At 48.8% G+C, this 18,540-nt stretch carries 17 protein-coding genes; all 17 read left to right on the top strand.

All coding sequences use genetic code 11. The annotated features are described in order from the left end of the window. The first annotated feature begins 11 nt into the window (after window positions 1–11). Complete coding sequence (locus VFK44_00240; GenBank protein ID HET7626799.1) at window positions 12–1,205, top strand: mandelate racemase/muconate lactonizing enzyme family protein; 1,194 nt, start codon at window positions 12–14, stop codon at window positions 1,203–1,205. A 27-nt stretch (window positions 1,206–1,232) separates the two neighbouring features. Continuing rightward, the gene (locus VFK44_00235) at window positions 1,233–2,012 is read left to right on the top strand and encodes a glucose 1-dehydrogenase (protein HET7626798.1); all 780 of its coding nucleotides are present in this window, start codon (window positions 1,233–1,235) and stop codon (window positions 2,010–2,012) included. 27 nt (window positions 2,013–2,039) lie between these two features. Then, window positions 2,040–3,020: a C-terminal binding protein gene (locus tag VFK44_00230; protein ID HET7626797.1), complete on the top strand. Its 981-nt coding sequence runs from the start codon at window positions 2,040–2,042 to the stop codon at window positions 3,018–3,020. After that, the gene (locus VFK44_00225) at window positions 3,013–4,020 is read left to right on the top strand and encodes an alcohol dehydrogenase catalytic domain-containing protein (protein ID HET7626796.1); all 1,008 of its coding nucleotides are present in this window, start codon (window positions 3,013–3,015) and stop codon (window positions 4,018–4,020) included. Before VFK44_00230 ends, VFK44_00225 begins: the two co-directional genes overlap by 8 nt. A 28-nt stretch (window positions 4,021–4,048) precedes the next feature. Beyond that, the gene (locus tag VFK44_00220) at window positions 4,049–5,056 is read left to right on the top strand and encodes an ABC transporter substrate-binding protein (protein HET7626795.1); all 1,008 of its coding nucleotides are present in this window, start codon (window positions 4,049–4,051) and stop codon (window positions 5,054–5,056) included. Between the two features lie 58 nt (window positions 5,057–5,114). After that, a complete protein-coding gene (locus VFK44_00215; protein ID HET7626794.1) occupies window positions 5,115–6,662 on the top strand; it encodes a sugar ABC transporter ATP-binding protein in 1,548 nt (515 codons plus the stop codon). After that, on the top strand, window positions 6,659–7,645 hold the full coding sequence (locus VFK44_00210) for an ABC transporter permease (GenBank protein ID HET7626793.1): 987 nt from the start codon (window positions 6,659–6,661) through the stop codon (window positions 7,643–7,645). The genes VFK44_00215 and VFK44_00210 overlap by 4 nt, the downstream gene beginning before the upstream one ends. Window positions 7,646–7,658: 13 nt before the next feature. Continuing rightward, complete coding sequence (locus VFK44_00205; GenBank protein HET7626792.1) at window positions 7,659–8,666, top strand: ABC transporter permease; 1,008 nt, start codon at window positions 7,659–7,661, stop codon at window positions 8,664–8,666. Continuing rightward, a complete protein-coding gene (locus tag VFK44_00200; GenBank protein HET7626791.1) occupies window positions 8,663–10,123 on the top strand; it encodes an aldehyde dehydrogenase family protein in 1,461 nt (486 codons plus the stop codon). The genes VFK44_00205 and VFK44_00200 overlap by 4 nt, the downstream gene beginning before the upstream one ends. Before the next feature lie 59 nt (window positions 10,124–10,182). Next, a complete protein-coding gene (gene kduD / locus VFK44_00195; protein HET7626790.1) occupies window positions 10,183–10,941 on the top strand; it encodes a 2-dehydro-3-deoxy-D-gluconate 5-dehydrogenase KduD in 759 nt (252 codons plus the stop codon). Window positions 10,942–10,974: 33 nt separating this feature from the next. Then, complete coding sequence (locus VFK44_00190) at window positions 10,975–11,814, top strand: MBL fold metallo-hydrolase (protein ID HET7626789.1); 840 nt, start codon at window positions 10,975–10,977, stop codon at window positions 11,812–11,814. 508 nt (window positions 11,815–12,322) lie between these two features. After that, complete coding sequence (locus VFK44_00185) at window positions 12,323–13,276, top strand: sugar kinase (GenBank protein HET7626788.1); 954 nt, start codon at window positions 12,323–12,325, stop codon at window positions 13,274–13,276. Between the two features lie 12 nt (window positions 13,277–13,288). Continuing rightward, window positions 13,289–13,918 carry a bifunctional 4-hydroxy-2-oxoglutarate aldolase/2-dehydro-3-deoxy-phosphogluconate aldolase gene (locus tag VFK44_00180; GenBank protein ID HET7626787.1) on the top strand — a complete coding sequence of 210 codons (630 nt, stop codon included), beginning with the start codon at window positions 13,289–13,291 and terminating at the stop codon, window positions 13,916–13,918. A 5-nt stretch (window positions 13,919–13,923) separates the two neighbouring features. Beyond that, window positions 13,924–15,072, top strand: a complete 1,149-nt coding sequence (gene dgoD / locus VFK44_00175; protein ID HET7626786.1) for a galactonate dehydratase — start codon at window positions 13,924–13,926, stop codon at window positions 15,070–15,072. A gap of 24 nt (window positions 15,073–15,096) precedes the next feature. After that, complete coding sequence (locus VFK44_00170; GenBank protein HET7626785.1) at window positions 15,097–16,329, top strand: aminopeptidase; 1,233 nt, start codon at window positions 15,097–15,099, stop codon at window positions 16,327–16,329. A 107-nt stretch (window positions 16,330–16,436) separates the two neighbouring features. After that, window positions 16,437–17,669: an aminopeptidase gene (locus VFK44_00165; GenBank protein HET7626784.1), complete on the top strand. Its 1,233-nt coding sequence runs from the start codon at window positions 16,437–16,439 to the stop codon at window positions 17,667–17,669. Window positions 17,670–17,747: 78 nt separating this feature from the next. Further along, window positions 17,748–18,540: MurR/RpiR family transcriptional regulator (locus VFK44_00160; GenBank protein HET7626783.1), on the top strand; the 793-nt coding region annotated here is incomplete at its 3' end.

Raw genomic sequence — 18,540 nt, 5'->3', positions numbered from 1 at the left:
GGAGGCAAGGGATGAAAATCACAGACATAACAACAGTGAAGTTATCTTACACACCGGATCGACCGATGGCGGACGCGATCCATTACATGGGGCAGCGAAATTTGCTGCTCGTGCAAGTGCATACTGATGAAGGATTGACAGGGATCGGTGAGGCTGCTTCTTACGGAGGGCCGATGGAGTCGACGGAAGCCGTAATCCTGCATGAATTGAAACCGCGCTTGATCGGAGAAGACCCTTTCCAAGTCGAGCGTTTGTTCCGGAAAATGACGATTCCTTCCCATCAACATGGAAGAAAAGGCATTTTATTTACGGCTGTCAGCGGTATCGATATCGCGCTCTGGGATATTATCGGCAAAGCAACGAACACCCCGCTGTATCGCTTGCTTGGCGGTTATCGTGAAAAAGTGGAGGCGTATGCAAGCGCTGGTTTTTATGCGGAAGGAAAAAGTCCGGATGACCTCGCGAATGAGATGGCCGGCTATGTTGAAGCAGGTTTTAAAGGTGTCAAAATGAAGATTGGCCGCAATCTCGAGCCGATGCTGAATCCGCTTCACAATATGGATCACACCGATTTCGCAACGGTTTCTTTAGAAGAGGATATTGAAAGAGTAGCAAAAGTGAGAGAAGCAATCGGTCCGAAAACGAAGTTGGCGATTGATGCAAACAACGCATGGACACCTTCACTCGCCATAAAAATGGCCCGGGCGTTTGAGCCTTATAACATTGAATGGTTCGAAGAACCGGTTGACACCGAGGATATTGAGGGAAGTGCGCTCGTCGCTCATCAGTTGGACATGCCGGTTTCCGGATATGAAACGGAAGTGGGTCTTTACGGATTTAGAGAATTAATTACAAGACGTGCTGTGGACATCGTTCAACCGGATGTGATTTGGTCCGGCGGCGTAACCGAATGTAAAAAAATTGCTGCCTTCGCGCATGCTTACGGTCTCCCGGTCATTCCGCATGTCTTTTCTTCAGCCGTCAGCCTCGTTGCTAACTTGCATTTTATCGCTTCGATTCCAAATGGCGGATTGTTGGAATTCGATCAAAATCCGAATCCGTTGCGCAGCGAGTTGTTCAACGAGGAAATTAAGATCGATGCTGAAGGCAGGGTCAACGTGCCGAACCGTCCGGGTCTCGGGGTTACACTGAATGAGGACACAGTCAAGAAATACAAGGTTGATACGGGCGCAACACTCGTTTAATGAACAGATTTCAGGGGAGGAAAAACGATGGGAAAATTAGATGGAAAAGTCGCACTCGTTACAGGAGCAGGTCAAGGGATTGGTAGAGCCATCACGTTAAAATTGGCAGAAGAGGGCGCGGACGTTGCGATTGCTGATCTCGTTGAAGATAATGCGAAAAGCGTAGCGGCGGAAGTCGAAAAGATGGGACGCAGAAGTTTGGCACTGCAAGTAGACGTGCGCGATCGCGAAGCGGTGCGCAATGTGGTCAGCCAAGTACCGGACAAGCTCGGTGGTCTCGATATTCTCGTAAACAATGCCGGCGTCGGCATGTTTAACCGCATTTTTGACATTGATGAGAAAGAATTGGATATCCAGTATGAAGTGAACGTAAAAGGTTTGTTTTTCACGTTGCAAGCAGCGGCTGAGTATATGGCTAAGCAAAAAAGCGGGAAAATCGTCAACCTCGCTTCGCAAGCCGGCCGCCGCGGAGAGGAATTTGCCTTATCATACTGCATGAGCAAAGCTGCCGTCATCAGCATCACGCAGTCGGCGGCACTGGCGCTTGCGAAAGATCAAGTAAACGTCAATGCAGTGGCTCCAGGAGTCGTGGATACGCCTTTCTGGGAAAAAGTCGATAAAAAATTTGCAGAATTGCAAAATCTTCCATTAGGGGAACCGAAGCGACGCGCCGTCGAAGCGATTCCGTTAGGAAGGATGGAGCAGCCGGAAGACGTTGCCAAAGTGGTTGCTTTCTTGGCAGGGCCGGATTCGGATTACATGACCGGACAAACAGTGAATGTCGACGGAGGAAACGTTTTAAGCTAATTCTCATATCGGTTAGGAGTGCCATTTATGCCAAAACGACTCATAAAAATCACTGATTGTGACCATCCTTCCGTCGATATTGAAAAGGATGTTTTGCGCCGCCAAAACATCGAAGTTGAGTTGGAACAGTGCTTGACAGAAGAAGATGTCATTCGAAAGTGTAAAGACGCTCAAGGGTTGATCAATCAGTATGCGCCGATCACTCGAAAAGTCCTTGCTGAATTGAAAGAATTAAAGTTTGTCGTTCGCTACGGTGTGGGCGTGGACAATGTGGATGTTGAGGCGGCAACGGAGTTTGCCGTGCAAATTTGCAATGTGCCTGATTATGGCGTACAAGAGGTTTCTGATCACGCCCTCGCTTTACTGTTTAACTTGATTCGGAAAGTGAGTTTGCTTTCCGAAGACGTTAAAAAAGGGAACTGGGATTTTCAAGTTTCCCGGCCGATCCGGCGCACGAGCGAATTAACGCTCGGTGTCATCGGGTTGGGGCGGATCGGATATAACGTTGCCAAAAAAGCTTCGGTCATGGGCTGGAACGTAATTGGAGTCGATCATAAGGACTATTCCGACGATCCTTACGTCCGTCAAGTCGATTTTGCGACCTTATTGAAGGAAGCGGACATGATTACGATTCACGTGCCGCTTACCGAGGAAACGAAGCACATGTTTCGACGGGAAACGTTTAAACAAATGAAAGACGGTTCGATCATCGTCAATACAGCGAGAGGACCGATCATTGAAGAAACGGCGCTCATAGAAGCGATTCGGAGCGGCAAGCTCGCGGGTGCCGGTTTGGACGTTCTTGAAAACGAGCCTCCCGAGGCCGATCATCCGTTATTCGCGTATGACAACGTCATTCTTACGCCGCACTCGGCTTGGTATGCCGAAGAGTCCGCATACGACTTGAAACGAAAAGCGGCGGAAGAAGCGGCTCGATTGATCGAAGGAGAACCGATCCGTTATCCCGTCAATCGTGTAGCTTCTGATCGGGGTGAATTCATTGTCTGAGAAAATGCGAGCGGTCGTATACGAACAGCCAGAGACAATATCGCTGCAATCGTGCGGCATCCCCGAACCGGAATCCGGTTGGGCGATCGTGAAAGTGCACTATTGCGGGATTTGCGGAACCGACTTAAACATATACGGCGGAGGGCATCCGAGGGCGAAAGGTCCTCTTGTCCTCGGTCATGAATTTGCCGGAGAAATTGTAAGCCATCCCGAACTGACCGCGGGGGCGCCGGTGACCGCCCGGCCCATTTTATCATGCGGCACTTGTTCTTCTTGCTTGGACGGAATTCCTCACGTTTGCGAAAATCTTCGCCTTGTCGGCATCGACCGTGCGGGCGGGATGGCCGAGTATGTGTCTGTGCCTGCGGATGAAGTTTTTCAGTTGCCGGCTTCGCTGTCGATCAAACAAGGGGCGCTTATTGAACCTTACGCTGTTGCCGTGCACGCTGTTCGTAAATCGAAGTTTAAGCCGGGGGATCAATGCCTTGTTTTTGGGGCCGGACCGATCGGCTTATGTACCGCCTATACATTGCGTCATATGGGCGTCCGAAATCTCGTGATCGTCGAGGTTCATCCGTTTCGCCGTGAACTGGCGGAACAACTTGGATTTGCTGTCCTTCATCCACAAGATAAAGATTTTCTTAGCTTGTTGAACGATCACTTTAAAGGGGGTCATGCCGATGTAGTCTTTGATTGCGCCGCGCATCCATCGGTGGCGAGTATCTTGCCGGAAGTCACTAAAGTCAATGGGCAAATCGTGCTTGTCGGAACTTACAAACAACCAGCACCGCTGGATTTGCAATCCATCACTTTCAAAGAAATTTCGATAACGGGTACGAGGGTTTATACAAAACGTGATTACGAGATTGCTTTGGATCTAATGGTCAATAACGAAGGTTTCGACAACATCATTACGCATGAATTTTCGCTGCAGGATGCACAAAAAGGATTCGACGCCTTAAAAAGCGGAAACGCAGTGAAGGTACTCATTACAATGTGAAAATATGTACTAACGGAGGTTATGGGAAATGTTGAAAAAGCTTAATTTCGTCTTGGCTATCATGATGGTTTTTAGTTTCGCACTAGCTGGATGCGCGAGCACGGACAGCGTATCGGACAGCGATGCATCCAACAGCAACGATTCCGGAAACGCTGGGAAAGACGACGGTCAACTCGTTGTTGGATTTTCGCAAATGGAAAACAACAATCCGTGGCGCGTGGCGGAAACGAAAAGCATTAAAGAGGAAGCCAAAAAACGCGGCATCAAGTTGGTTTACACGGACGCGCACAGCGATACCGCCAAGCAAGTTTCCGATGTTGAAGACATGATTGCCAAAGGGGTCGATTACATCTTGCTTGCGCCGCGTGAATATCTCGGGTTGGCTCCGGCTTTGGATGCTGCGAAAAAAGCAGGTATTCCGGTTATCTTGATCGACCGCGAAGCAAAGGGAACCCCAGGTGAAGATTATGTGACGTTTATCGGTTCCAACTTCATTCAAGAAGGAAAGCGGGCCGCTAAATGGTTGAAAGAGGAAACCGGAGGTAAAGCCAAAATCATTGAGCTCCTCGGAACGACAGGTTCTTCCGTCGCAAAAGATCGTCATGAAGGCTTTGTAAGCGTTATCAAAGATGTCCCAGGAATGGAAATTATTGCCTCACAAGACGGCGATTTCACTCGTGCCAAAGGACAGAAGGTTATGGAAAACTTGTTGCAGTCCTACGGTGACCAGGTAACGGCCGTTTATGCCCATAACGACGAGATGGCGCTCGGCGCAATCAACGCGATCGAAGCGTACGGCAAAAAACCGGGCAAAGACATCAAAATTGTCTCCATCGACGGAACGAAAGATGGTTTGCAAGCAATCATCGACGGAAAAATCAATGCAATCGTCCAGTGCAGCCCCGATTTCGGACCGGTGGCCTTCGATGTCATCAAAAAGCTTGAAAATGGGGAAGAAGTCCCAACGAAAATCATCAACGAAGATTTGTTCTACGACAAGAGCAACGCGAAAAAATATGTTGATTCCGCATTTTAAAATTTGAACAGACTGCCGGCTGAAGGGCCGGCAGTGCAATTGCACCGGAGGTGACACAATGTCAAAACGGAAATTGCTGGAGATGGACCATATTAAGAAAAGTTTCCCCGGCGTTAAAGCGCTTGACGACGTTACTTTCGAAATGGAAAAAGGCGAAGTGCATGCGCTCATGGGGGAAAACGGTGCGGGCAAATCAACGTTGATCAAAATTTTGACCGGCGTTTACGGCAAAGATGAAGGGACCGTCGTCTTCGATGGTGAAGAAGTGAACTTTCAATCTGCTCTCGATGCACAATTGAACGGAATCAGCACGATTTATCAAGAGATTAGTTTGAGTCCGTTCCTTTCCGTTACGGAAAACATTTTCATGGGACGGGAACCGAAAAAACGATGGGGATCGATCGACTGGAAAAGAGCGCATCAAGAATCGGAAGCGATCTTGAAAGACATGGGCATTGAAGTCGATGTGCGAACGCCTGTATCGGAATTAAGTGCGGCGGTGCAACAAATGGTGTCAATCGCTCGCGCAATTTCGATGAAAGCGAAATTGGTTGTCATGGATGAACCGACGTCTTCGTTAAACGACCAAGAAGTGCAAATCTTGTTTAAAGTCATCCGGAAACTGAAAAGCGAAGGTGTGTCGATTCTTTACATTAGTCATCGTCTTGATGAAATTTACTCGGTTTGCGACCGCATTTCCGTGTTGAGAGACGGTCATTACATCGGCACCTGGCTCGTGCAGGAACTCAACCAAATTCAATTAATTTCCCATATGATCGGCAGGACGGAAGAAGAAGTCGAGAAACTATCGAAGCAAAAAGCAGCCAATATCAGCGATGATGAAGAAGTGATTGTAGAATTGAAAGGCATTTCCCAAGGCAACAAAGTAAAATCCGTCGACTTGCACATTCGGAAAGGGGAAGTGCTTGGATTGGCCGGTTTGCTCGGATCGGGACGCACCGAAACGGCACAAGTGATCTTCGGCGTACACGGGGCAGATAAAGGCCAAGTGTTGTTTATGGGTGAAGAAAAACATTTGAAAGCTCCTTATGACGCGGTGAAACTCGGCATCGGCTATTGTTCGGAAGAAAGAAAGTCTGAAGGCATCATTCCGAACATGTCGGTGAAGGAAAACTTAACGATTTCAATGCTTCCGAAAATTTCAAAGTGGGGCATCCTATCGCGGAAAACACAAAATGAAATTGTCGAACGATACATTCGCAATATGGGCATCAAAACGCCAAATGCCAATCAAAAAATCAAAAACTTGAGCGGCGGCAATCAGCAAAAAGTGTTGTTGGCTAGATGGTTGGCAACGAATCCGAAATTGTTGATCCTTGATGAACCAACACGAGGAATTGATGTTGGTGCAAAAGCGGAGATCCATTCTCTTATTGCGGATATGGCAAAAGAGGGTTTAAGCATATTAATGATTTCGTCGGAATTCGAGGAATTGGTTCATCATACGGATCGCATTGCCGTCATTCGCGACGGTGAAAAAGTCGGGGAACTCACTGGAGAAGACCGCAACGAAAAACAAATCATGCAAATGATTGCTTCAAGTTCGAGGATCGAGTCCGAACAAAAGGGGACGGTTGTGTCATGAAAGATTTAAAAGTTGAGCAAAAGCCAGTGGTTGAATCTCCAAAACCGAAGCGCGAACTCCCGTCCTTTCGGGAAGTGAGCCGTAAATACGGGGCAGTCGCGGTTCTCGTAGCCTTGGTGATTTTTAACTCAATCGTGACGAACAATTTCCTCGACATGCAAACGTTATGGAACGTGCTGCTTCATGTATCTACGACAGTCCTTGTTTCGATCGGCATGACACTCGTGATCGCCACCGGCGGCATCGATCTTTCCGTCGGCGCGATCATGGCAATCGCAGCCGTCACGACAACATTTTTCTTACACAGCAGCATGTGGATGATGGTCCTTGGCGCTGTAGTCGTTGCTGCCATCATCGGTTTACTGAACGGAACGATTATTTCCTATTTCCGAATCCAACCAATTATTGTCACGCTTGCGATGATGATTGCCGGGCGCGGCATTGCACAAATCGCGACGGACGGCTACCTTGTGTCGTTTGACAAGCCTAGCTTTGAAACGATTGGAAAAGGAGAAATCGGAGCCATTCCAATTCCGGTTTTGATCATGCTAATAACGGCATTGTTGTTTTACCTGGTTGTTAAATATACGTCTTTCGGGAGATACATTGAGGCGATCGGCGACAACGAGAAAGCGGCGCAACTTGCCGGTGTCAAAGTCAACTTCGTGAAAATATCTGTTTACGTCATTGCTGCGGTGTTAGCGAGTTTTGCGGGAATTATTGAAACATCAAGGCTTGCTGCGGCAGATGCAACCAACATTGGACAGTTAATCGAACTTGACGCAATCGCGGCTGTCGTCGTCGGCGGAACGTTAATGACCGGAGGCCGGCCATACATTTGGGGAACGGTAATTGGCGCGATCTTAATGGGTTTGATTACGACAACCTTCAATATGAACGATATCCCGCATTCCTATTCGTTAGTGTTGAAGGCCGCCATTATTATTGTTGCCGTCTATTTACAGAGAGGAAATCAGGCATGAGGAGGTTTGCACCGTGGCTACCGATATCAAACATCCGCCGATAAGCCGATCCGGCTTTGCGAAAGTCAGCCATTTTTTGCAAAAACACGGCGCACTCACAGCGCTTATCTTGATTGTTATCGCCGCTTCGATTCGCTATGATTCATTTTTAACTCAAATGAACATCTTGAATGTTTTGCGGCAAAACAGCATGCTCGGGATTGTGGCGATCGGCATGACGCTTGTCATTTTAACGGGCGGTATCGATTTGTCTGTCGGCTCTTTGCTTGCGCTTGGCGGCATCGTATCTGCGTACTTTTCCCAATATGGACTAGTGGCCGCTTTGCTCGTACCGTTGGTAATAACCGGTGCTTTAGGGTTTGTCAACGGATATTTCATTACGAAAGGCAAAATCGATCCTTTCATCGTTACGCTCGCAACGATGATCGGTATACGCGGATTGGTTTATGCCGTAACGAATCAGCATTCATTGACGGTCGACTCTTCCATCCATGAAATCTATAAATTTTTCGGCCGCGGGTCGTTTTTTGGTGTACCGACGCCTATTTGGATTTTTGTTTTGCTGGCGGCTGTTGCGGCGTGGATGTTGAAACAAACGGGATTTGGACGCCATATTTATTCGGTCGGCGGAAATGAAGAGGCGAGCAAATTGATGGGATTGAAAGTCGATCGTATAAAAATCTGGGTTTACGTGATCAATGGAGCGCTCTCCGGTCTTGCCGGCGTGGTGCTCGCTTCGCGGCTCGGAGGAGTTGCTCAAGCCGTGGCGGGAAATACTTGGGAACTGGATGCGATTGCTGCCGTCGTCATTGGCGGAACGATTCTTACCGGCGGTAAAGGCAATATTTCCGGTACTTTTTACGGCGTCATGTTACTCGGTGTCATTTTGAACATTATCAATCTGGAAGGCGACATCAATTCATGGTGGCAGCCGGTCATTCGCGGCGTATTTTTGATCGTTATCGTTATCCTTCAGTCGAGGCTACTTACAAGAAAGAATAGCAGGAGGTTGTCCACATGACATCAATGAACGGATTAGGAAAAATGCTCATTAACGGGGAAGCAAGAACCGCTCGTGACGGCGAAAGAACTGCCGTTTCGAATCCAGCTACACAGGAAGTGATCGACTACATTCCGATGGCAACGCCTGAAGATGTCGAAGAGGCACTCGATATTGCGCAAACCGGTAAAGAAGTTTGGGCGAAAACGCCGACACATGAACGTTATGAAATTTTGGTTAAATTTGCTGACTTGCTCCAAGACCATAAAGCGGAATTGGCGGAGATTTTGACAAAAGAAAACGGCAAGCCTTTTGAGCAAGCCGAATGGGAAATCGATACGGGAACGAGACTGTTTAAAGGATTCGCGGAAAAATCGAAAAGCTTATACGGCATCACAGCGCCGCTCGACGCGCAGCCTGGGCTTGAAAAAGACGTGTACATGACGAGGCGTGAGCCAATCGGAGTCATGGGTGCGATTCTACCATTCAATTTTCCGATTGATTTGTTTTCACATAAAGTTGCTCCTGCCTTGGCAGCCGGCAATGCTGTCGTGTTAAAACCGGCAACCGAAGCCCCATTAACGGTGATTCGTGTAACCGAGTTGTTGTATGAAGCAGGGGTCCCGGGGAATGTCATGCAAATTGTTACGGGCCGTGGATCGGTTGTCGGCGAAATTTTGGCATTGAGTCCTAAAGTCGACATTGTGAGTATGACCGGCGATACGAACACTGGGGTGCGAGTGGCGCAAAATGCGGCCAAACATCTTTCGCGCGTCTTCCTCGAACTCGGAGGCAACGACGCAATGGTTGTTTTCGATGATGCAAACCTTGATGAGGTCGTCGATCATGCGATTTTTGGAAGAACGATCGCAAACGGGCAATGTTGTTGTGCCAGCAAACGGTTTATTGTGCAAAAAAATGTCGTAGAACCGTTCACGCATAAATTGATTCAAGCTTTAGAGACTTATAAAGTAGGAAATCCGATGGAGCGGGATACGAAAGTAGGGCCGCTTATCAGCGAAAAAGCGGCAGCAACAGTGGCGGAGCAAATTGAAGCGACGGTAAAAACTGGTGCTCATCGTTTATACGGCGGGGAGCGTCTCGATCCATGTTTTGTTACGCCAACCGTATTAGGCGGAGTGACACCGGAAATGGAGGTCGCCGGAGACTTGGAAATCTTCGGTCCGGTTTTGCCGATCATCTCGTTCGAATCCGATGAAGAAGCCGTGAAAATTGCAAATCAGTCGATTTACGGCTTGAGCGGTTCAGTGTTCACTCAAGATATGGCGCGCGCCATGAACACGGCCTATAAAATGCAAACAGGATCTGTCGCGGTTAACGGAACCGGCTTGTATCGTCCAGATGTGGCGGCGTTCGGCGGTTACAAGAAGAGCGGACTTGGCCGAGAAGGCTTGTCGGTTACGCTTGAAGAATTGACGCAAGTGAAAAACATTACGTTCCGCAACATTTTGTCTTAATTTCTCATCACCCCCTTTTCCGAGGGGGTGAATGCTATGATCGAACGAGGAGGACCTGCATGCTCGAATTATTTAACCTTGAAGGGAAAGTTGCGGTTGTAACCGGAGGGAACCGGGGGCTGGGGAAAGGAATTTCGCTCGGCCTCGCTCGCGCAGGGGCGGATATCGCAATCGTGCAACGATCCGAACAAGAATCGGATACGGTTGCGGAGATTGAAAAGTTAGGAAAAAAGTGTGTGACGATTCGTTTTGATTTAACCAACGCATCGCAAGTGAAAACGATCGTCGACGAGACGATTCACCATTTTGGGAAATTGGACATATTGGTCAACAATGCCGGCGTTCAAAGACGCGCGCCAGCTGTTGAATTCAGCGAACAATATTGGGACGATGTAATGAACGTGAACGCAAAAACCGTTTTCTTTCTTTGTCAAGCTGCAGGGAAAGCGATGTTGAAGCAAGGAAAAGGAAAGATTGTTAATCTTGCTTCATTGCTTTCGTTTCAAGGCGGTCTCACCGTCCCGGCTTATGCGGCGAGCAAAGGAGCGGTCGCTCAATTTACGAAATCTCTGTCGAACGAATGGGCAAAGCATGGCGTCAATGTTAATGCAATTGCCCCCGGTTACATGGCAACGGACATGAACACGGCTTTAATGGAAGATGAAACGCGAAATCGGCAAATTCTTGAACGCATTCCTGCAGGCAGGTGGGGGAAACCGGAAGATGTTGCCGGTGCAGCGCTGTTTCTTGCCTCCGAAGCATCGAACTACATCCACGGAGAAACGATCGTCGTAGACGGGGGTTGGATGGGAAGGTAAAATGGAAAACGGAGGCAGGAGGTGCCATTGAAAGTGAAGTCGCTTAAGAAGCAAATGGATGCAACCGATCTGCCGTGCGGATCGGTTGCGATTTGGAGCTTAGGGCAATCGGGTGTGATCATCAAAGGATCGAAAGATGATGGAGCGATTTGCATTGATCCGTATTTGACCGATTGCATTGAGAAAAATAAGCCGGGGACGGAATTTGTTCGTGCATTTCCCGCGCCGTTTGCGCCGGAAGAATTGTCGGCGCTTGATGGGGTAATCATCACTCATGAACACGATGACCATTTAGATCCCTGTACGTTAAAGGGCATTGCGAAAACGGCGAAAGCGGCGAAATTTGCTGTGCCGCCCGCCCATCGTCATCTGCTGCCGGAAAGGATCGGCGAAGAGCGAATCATTGCTGCGTGTCAAAACCAAAGGTTTTCAATCGGCGGTTTTCGAATCACACCGATCGCTGTCGCGCATGATACGTATGTATTTGATGCCGATGGAAACGCAGAACATTTAGGTTATTTGATCGAAGGAAATGGTGTTAAGTTGTTTCATAGCGGGGACACGATTGTTGACGAAAAAATCGTGGAAACAGTGGCAGCTTTTGCTCCGGACATCGTTTTTTTGCCGATCAACGGCGGAGATTACGCGCGTACGCGCCGCGGCATCATCGGGAACATGAATTTTCGGGAAGCTTGCGATTTCAGTGACTGCGTGCAAGCCGACATGCTCATCCCGATTCACTTTGATTTGTTTCCGAACAATACGGATAATCCTGCTTATTTTGTAGATTACTTATTTCATACGTATCCGAACCAAAAGTTTCATATGATGGTTGCCGGGGAGCGGTTTGTGTATTTTTCCAGTCGATATTGACTCCACTAGTATCGCAGGTTATGATGTGGAAAAATATATTTTACAACACTGTTCCTTATAAAGGAGCAGTGTTGTTGTTTCGGGGGATCCTCCAATATTTGCGGTTCTGTACGTCCGTTGATCGCGCCTTACGTATACTTCCATTGATCCAACTGCCGAAAGGTACAGGTTAGGCCTGAAACTGCAGGAGCGGGGCCATGCGGTCATGGATTCGTTGGATGCACAAAAGGGTGCTGACTTACTGGAAGTTGAAAATAGGAATAGAGCGCCAGCCTGCGTACCGGCGTCGGAAAAGCCATTCTTGTTCATTTTCGACCGCGCGGACAATGAAGATGGGTCATTTTTGACGTCTTCGATAACGAACCGATTTGTAAAAAATTAGTAATTAACTCACGCAGCTTATGAAAGCTGCTGTGTTCAATTGCAGATCATTTTTAAGCGCAAGGAACGGGGAACGACCGAGCCATTTGAGAATTCCACAAGTGTTAAAGAAGAAGGAGCTTGAACTATGAACGTCGTAACGATGGGAGAAACCATGGTTTTGTTGTCTGCAGAATCGACCGGATTCATGAGGTATGCCGATCGATTTACTGCGAAGGTCGCCGGTGCCGAATCGAATGTAGCAATCGGATTGGCGAGGCTCGGCCACCGAACTGGATGGATCAGCAAATTGGGAAATGATGAATTCGGAAAAAAAATCTTAACCTTTATACGCGGTGAAGGGGTCGACGTTAGCGAAGTGACGTTCGACCCTGACGCAGCAACGGGTTTGTACTTCAAGGAACAAATCAGTGAGGAAGAAATGCGTGTGCAGTATTATCGGGCCGGGTCGGCCGCCAGCCGGCTGACGCCCGACGATGTGAACGAATCATATGTTGCGCAGGCCGACTTTCTTCATTTGTCCGGCATCACACCGGCCTTAAGTGCGAGTTGTTATGAGACAATGCTTCACGCGATTCGAGCGGCGAAACAACATGGCGTAAAGGTCGTTTTTGATCCGAACTTGCGTCGGAAGTTATGGTCAGAGGAAGAGGCGCGAAACGCGTTGCTCGATCTCTCCGGACGCGCAGATATCGTATTGCCGGGTCTTGATGAAGGTGATTTTTTGTTCGGCAGCCGCGAGCCGGAAACGCTTGCCCGCCGGTTTCATGAACTTGGCGCGGCCACTGTTGTGGTTAAGCTTGGCGAACAAGGGGCGTATTATTCCGCAGATCAAGAAAGTGGAACGGTCGATGCCTTCAAGGTGCCGCGCGTGGTTGATCCGGTTGGCGCCGGGGACGGTTTTGCGGCGGGACTTCTCTCGGGTTTGTTGGATCAGTTGCCGTTGGCGAAAGCCGTCAGAAGAGGTGCCGCGGTCGGGGCGATCGTGACAATGGTACACGGAGATGTGGAAGGGCTGCCGGACAAGGAACGTCTCGTTTCTTTCATGAGCAGCGAAAACGGTGAAGATGTCAAACGATAGGAGGCGATCACATTGGAAACGTTGCAATCGATTTATGAGAATAAACTCGTAGCCGTCATCCGCGGCGCGAAAGGTGAAGAAGTGTTGGCGATTGCAAAGGCGCTGAGCAACGGCGGCGTGAAAGTGTTGGAAATTACGGCGGAAACACCGGGCGTACTCAGGTTGATCGAGAAGGTGGCGAACGAGCTCGGCGATGAGGTGACGGTAGGCGCCGGGACGGTGCTCGATCCGGAAACGGCAAGAGCAGCGATCATGGCGGGGGCGCAATTTATTTTTTCACCGACGGTGAATCCTGATACGATTCGAATGACGAAGCGTTACGGCGCAGTCAGTATTCCCGGCGCGATGACACCGACGGAAATTTTATCTGCTTATGAACATGGGGCCGACATTATCAAAGTTTTTCCCGCCAATGTGCTCGGACCTCGTTATTTGAAAGATATCCATGGACCGCTCCCGCACATTCCGCTCATGCCGACCGGCGGGGTCAGCCTGGAAAACATTGAGGACTATTTTGCAAATGGTGCTGTTGCCGCTGGGCTCGGCAGCGCACTCGTCAATGCAAAACAGCCGATCAATGAACAAACATTAGCCGAACTTACAGAAAGAGCGAAACAATTTCACGATAAGATCGGAGGGTGAAAGCTTTGAAAATCACAAATTTTTCTTTGTACCAAGTGCCGCCGCGCTGGTTGTTTTTAAAGATTGAAACCGATGAAGGTGTGTCCGGCTGGGGAGAACCGATTGTCGAAGGGCGTGCTCATACGGTAAAAGCTTGCGTCGAGGAGATCATGGATTATTTAATCGGGAAAGATCCGCGCAAAATCGAGGACCATTTTCAAGTGCTTTACCGCGGGGGTTTCTATCGCGGAGGTCCAGTATTGATGAGCGCGATCTCAGGAATCGAGCAGGCGTTGTGGGACATTAAGGGCAAATATTACAACATGCCGGTATATGAAATGCTTGGAGGCGCCGCGCGCGAAAAAATTCGCGTTTATTCTTGGATTGGCGGCGACCGTCCGGAGGATGTCGGGACGGCTGCGAAAGAAAAAGCAGAAGCTGGATTCACGGCGATCAAAATGAACGGTACGGAAGAAATGAATTATATCGACAGCTATGAAAAGGTCGATGCTGCGGTGAGCCGCGTGGCGGCGATCCGCGAAGCGGTCGGCGGCGCTTTCGGAATTGGAATTGATTTTCACGGCCGAGTGCATAAAGCAATGGCGAAAATTCTTGTAAAAGAATTAGAACCTTACCGTCCAATGTTCATTGAAGAGCCGGTATTGGCTGAAAACATTGAGGCTTTGCGTGACATTGCGGCACATACGGCGACTCCGATCGCATCCGGTGAACGGAATTATACAAGATGGGGATTCAAGCAAATGTTGCAGGACGGGTATGTAGACATCATCCAACCGGATTTGTCCCATACCGGAGGCATCCTTGAAGCGAAGAAAATCGCGACGATGGCGGAAACATTCGATGTTGCTGTCGCTCCTCACGCCCCGCTCGGACCGATCAATTTGGCCGCATCGTTGCAGTTGGATGCGTGCACGCCGAACTGCATCATTCAAGAGCAAAGCCTTGGCATCCATTACAATCAAGGCAGCGATCTGCTCGATTACTTAGTCGATCCGAAAGTGTTCCGCTATGAGAATGGGTATGCAGCGATACCGGACGGCCCGGGTCTCGGCATTGAAATCGACGAGGAACGGGTGAAATCGGCAGGCAGCGAAGGGCATGATTGGAAGAACCCGATATGGCGCAACGATGACGGAACGTTCGCTGAGTGGTAGAATGGTTTTTGAGGAGGGGTGTACATGTCGACCTTTGAAAAGAACCTTGAAAAATATGCCGAACTTGTCGTTCGCATCGGGAACAATGTTCAAAAAGGGCAGACGCTCTTGGTGCATGCGCCGATCGAAACCATCGGATTTGTACGAAAGATAGCCGAAAAGGCATACGAAGCCGGAGCGAAACATGTCTATTTTGATTGGGAAGACGATGTCATCAAGCGAACGAAATTCGAACTCGCTCCGGACGAAGCTTTTCATGAATACCCTGAATGGAAAGCCAAATGGTTCGAAGAATTGGCAGAAAACGGGGCAACTTTCCTAAACATCCGTACGCCGAATCCGGATTTGTTGACGGGAATTGACAGTAAGAAAATCTCCGCCGCAAACAAAGCGGAAGCGCAAGCGATCGCAGACTACAAAGACGCTCGCATGAAAGACAAAGTGAGTTGGTGCGTCATTTCTGCAGCAACCAAGGAATGGGCTTTAAAAGTGTTTCCGGATCTCCCGGAGGATGAAGCGCTCGAAAAGCTTTGGGAGACGATATTCAAAATGACGCGCGTGGATCGAGAAGATCCAGTGGCTGCGTGGAGCGAGCATCAATCGGCGCTTAATGAAAAGGTGAATTATCTCAACGAAAAGAAGTTTAGAAAGCTTCACTATACCGCGCCGGGAACGGATTTGACGATTGAATTGCCGGAAGGTCATCTTTGGGTCGGAGGAGCCGGTCCAAATGAGGACGGCGTCGATTTTTTTGCTAACATTCCAACCGAGGAAGTTTTCACAATGCCGTTGAAAACCGGCGCGAACGGTAAAGTCACGAACACGAAACCGTTCAATTATCACGGCAGTTTAATCGACGGTTTCACGCTGACGTTTGAAAACGGCCGAATCGTTGAGTGCCAAGCGGAAACGGGCGAGGAAATTCTCGAAAATCTGATTGACACGGACGAAGGATCCCATTATTTAGGGGAAATGGCGCTCGTGCCGTACGACTCCCCGATTTCGCAATCCGGGCTCATTTTCTACAACACGTTGTACGACGAGAATGCTTCTTGCCATTTGGCGATTGGTAAAGCGTATCCGTCGACACTTGAAGGCGGATCGAAGATGAGTGCGGAGCAGTTGAAGGATCGCGGTGCCAACAACAGCCTTGTTCATGAGGACTTCATGATTGGCTCAGCTGATTTGGACATTGACGGCATCACCGATAACGGCGAAACCGTTCCATTGTTCCGCAATGGAAACTGGGTGATTTGAGTTGTTCGCGAAACTGCAGGAAACGTCCGCAACAATGCGGGCGTTTTTCGCGTAAAAAAGGATTCATCTCCATCATTGTCGAAACCATACATTCGGGAGGAATGGCTATGTTATCTTTTGCGGAGAAACTCGAAAATTATGCAAGATTGGCGGTTGAAAACGGTGTCAACGTTCAAAAAGGACAGACACTTGTGATCATTGCCCCGATTTCCAAAGCTGAATTTGTGAGGAATCTCGTGGAAAAGGCTTATCGGGCAGGAGCGAAACATGTGTATGTCGATTGGGCGGACGACCATTTGACGCTGACCAAATTTAAAATGGCTCCGGAAGAGGCTTTCAAGGACTATCCGAAATGGAAAGCACGGGGCAGGGAAGAACTCGCAAAGAACGGAGCGGCTTTTTTATACCTCGATTGTCCAAATCCGGATTTGCTGAAAGACGTAGATCCGAGGCGAATGGCCACATACAATAAAACCGCAAGGAAGGCGCTCGAAACGTTTGCAGAATATCAGATGGCCGACCGCGTTAGCTGGTCGATCATCGCGGTGCCGACAAAGGAATGGGCGAAAAAAGTTTTTCCGAACGAGCCCGAAGAAGCAGCGGTTCGCAAGCTTTGGGAGCACATTTTTACGATGACACGTGCGGATACGGAAAACCCTGTAGAAGCGTGGCAACGTCATAAAGAAACGTTGACGGCGAAAGCTGCATACTTAAATGACAAACAATATAAAAAGTTTCATTATCGCGCGCCCGGCACTGATTTGACGATCGAGTTTCCCGACAATCATGTATGGGCGGGAGCTTCAGGAACCAATGATGAGGGTGACGATTTCTTGCCGAACATCCCGACCGAAGAAGTATTTACGCTTCCCTACAAATATGGTGTCAACGGGACGGTGGCGAGCACAAAACCGCTCAATTACAACGGACAAGTCATCGAACAGTTGTCGGTGACGTTTGAAAACGGAAAAATCATTGATTTTACTGCCGAAAAAGGTTACGAAACGTTCAAGAAACTGATCGAAACGGATGAAGGTTCCCGTTATTTAGGAGAAGTCGCGCTTGTTCCTCATCAATCTCCGATTTCGCAAGCAGGTCTGATCTTTTTCAACACCTTGTTCGACGAAAACGCTTCGTGCCATTTGGCTGTCGGCAAAGCGTACCCGGCAAGTTTGAAAGGCGGGACTTCGATGAGCCGCAAAGAACTGGAAGAAAAAGGCGTGAATCATAGTCTTACTCACGTTGATTTTATGATCGGATGCGAAAATCTCGACATTGATGGAATTACGTCGTCGGGAGAGACGGAACCGATTTTCAGAAACGGAAATTGGGCATTTTAAGGAAAATGACTTGGCTAATGTGATGAAATGAAATTAACGGAACCGAGGATTGCCGAAAGATCAGGAGGAATGACAAAAATGACCGAGCAACATGGATCGCTGCTCCGCTTGCGAGCCGTCGCTTCAACGCTTTCCAAGAAGGAAAGGCTTGCTGCGGATTACGTGTTGACTCATCCGGATGAAGTGATCCATCAATCGATCACCGAATTGGCCGAACGTGTCGGAGTCGCGGAATCAACGATTTTTCGTCTATGCAAGAAGATCGGCTTCGACGGTTATCAAGCCTTCAAAATCTCTTTGGCCCGTGACGTCGTTAAACCGATCGAAAACATTTATCAAGAGATCGAAGAAAACGATTCGGCTGAAACTTTAATGCAAAAAGTGTTTTCTGGACATATCCAAGGCTTGCAAGATACGTTGCAGTTGTATGAAAATGGCCGGTTTGAAACGGCAATCGAGAAAATCGCGGGCGCTTCGCGAATCGATTTTTACGGTTCAGGTGGTTCCGCCGTCATCGCTCGCGATGCGGTCCATAAATTTATGCGAACCGGGTTGCGTTGCCAGGCTTTTGACGACGGCCACATGCAGGTCATGTCGGCAGCAATGCTTGACGAATCATGTGTGGCCTTCGCCGTTTCCCACAGCGGCAGCAACAAAGATGTGCTCGAAGCTTTGCGAGTAGCAAAGGATACCGGCGCATACACGATCGGTTTGACGCAATTTTCCGTCTCTCCGTTGACGAAACTGTGCGATCTCGTCTTGCATACGAAATCGCGCGAGACCTTGTATCGTTCGGAAGCTTTAACGTCGCGTCTCGTTCAATTGGCTGTCATTGATGTACTGTACGTCGGTGTCGCCATGAACAGGAAAC

It is taken from the genome of Bacillales bacterium, assembly GCA_035700025.1.
GTDB lineage: Bacteria > Bacillota > Bacilli > Bacillales > DASSOY01 > DASSOY01.
Note: the sequence above shows the minus strand (reverse complement) of the source record. Positions and strands in the feature narration are given on the sequence as shown.

What these genes read in the sequence shown, in the direction of transcription:
- VFK44_00240 (HET7626799.1), top strand. Translation starts at nt 12, where the DNA reads ATGAAAATCACAGACATAACAACAGTGAAGTTATCTTACACACCGGAT.
- VFK44_00235 (HET7626798.1), top strand. Translation starts at nt 1,233, where the DNA reads ATGGGAAAATTAGATGGAAAAGTCGCACTCGTTACAGGAGCAGGTCAA.
- VFK44_00230 (HET7626797.1), top strand. Translation starts at nt 2,040, where the DNA reads ATGCCAAAACGACTCATAAAAATCACTGATTGTGACCATCCTTCCGTC.
- VFK44_00220 (HET7626795.1), top strand. Translation starts at nt 4,049, where the DNA reads ATGTTGAAAAAGCTTAATTTCGTCTTGGCTATCATGATGGTTTTTAGT.
- VFK44_00215 (HET7626794.1), top strand. Translation starts at nt 5,115, where the DNA reads ATGTCAAAACGGAAATTGCTGGAGATGGACCATATTAAGAAAAGTTTC.
- VFK44_00210 (HET7626793.1), top strand. Translation starts at nt 6,659, where the DNA reads ATGAAAGATTTAAAAGTTGAGCAAAAGCCAGTGGTTGAATCTCCAAAA.
- VFK44_00200 (HET7626791.1), top strand. Translation starts at nt 8,663, where the DNA reads ATGACATCAATGAACGGATTAGGAAAAATGCTCATTAACGGGGAAGCA.
- kduD (HET7626790.1), top strand. Translation starts at nt 10,183, where the DNA reads ATGCTCGAATTATTTAACCTTGAAGGGAAAGTTGCGGTTGTAACCGGA.
- VFK44_00185 (HET7626788.1), top strand. Translation starts at nt 12,323, where the DNA reads ATGAACGTCGTAACGATGGGAGAAACCATGGTTTTGTTGTCTGCAGAA.
- VFK44_00170 (HET7626785.1), top strand. Translation starts at nt 15,097, where the DNA reads ATGTCGACCTTTGAAAAGAACCTTGAAAAATATGCCGAACTTGTCGTT.
- VFK44_00165 (HET7626784.1), top strand. Translation starts at nt 16,437, where the DNA reads ATGTTATCTTTTGCGGAGAAACTCGAAAATTATGCAAGATTGGCGGTT.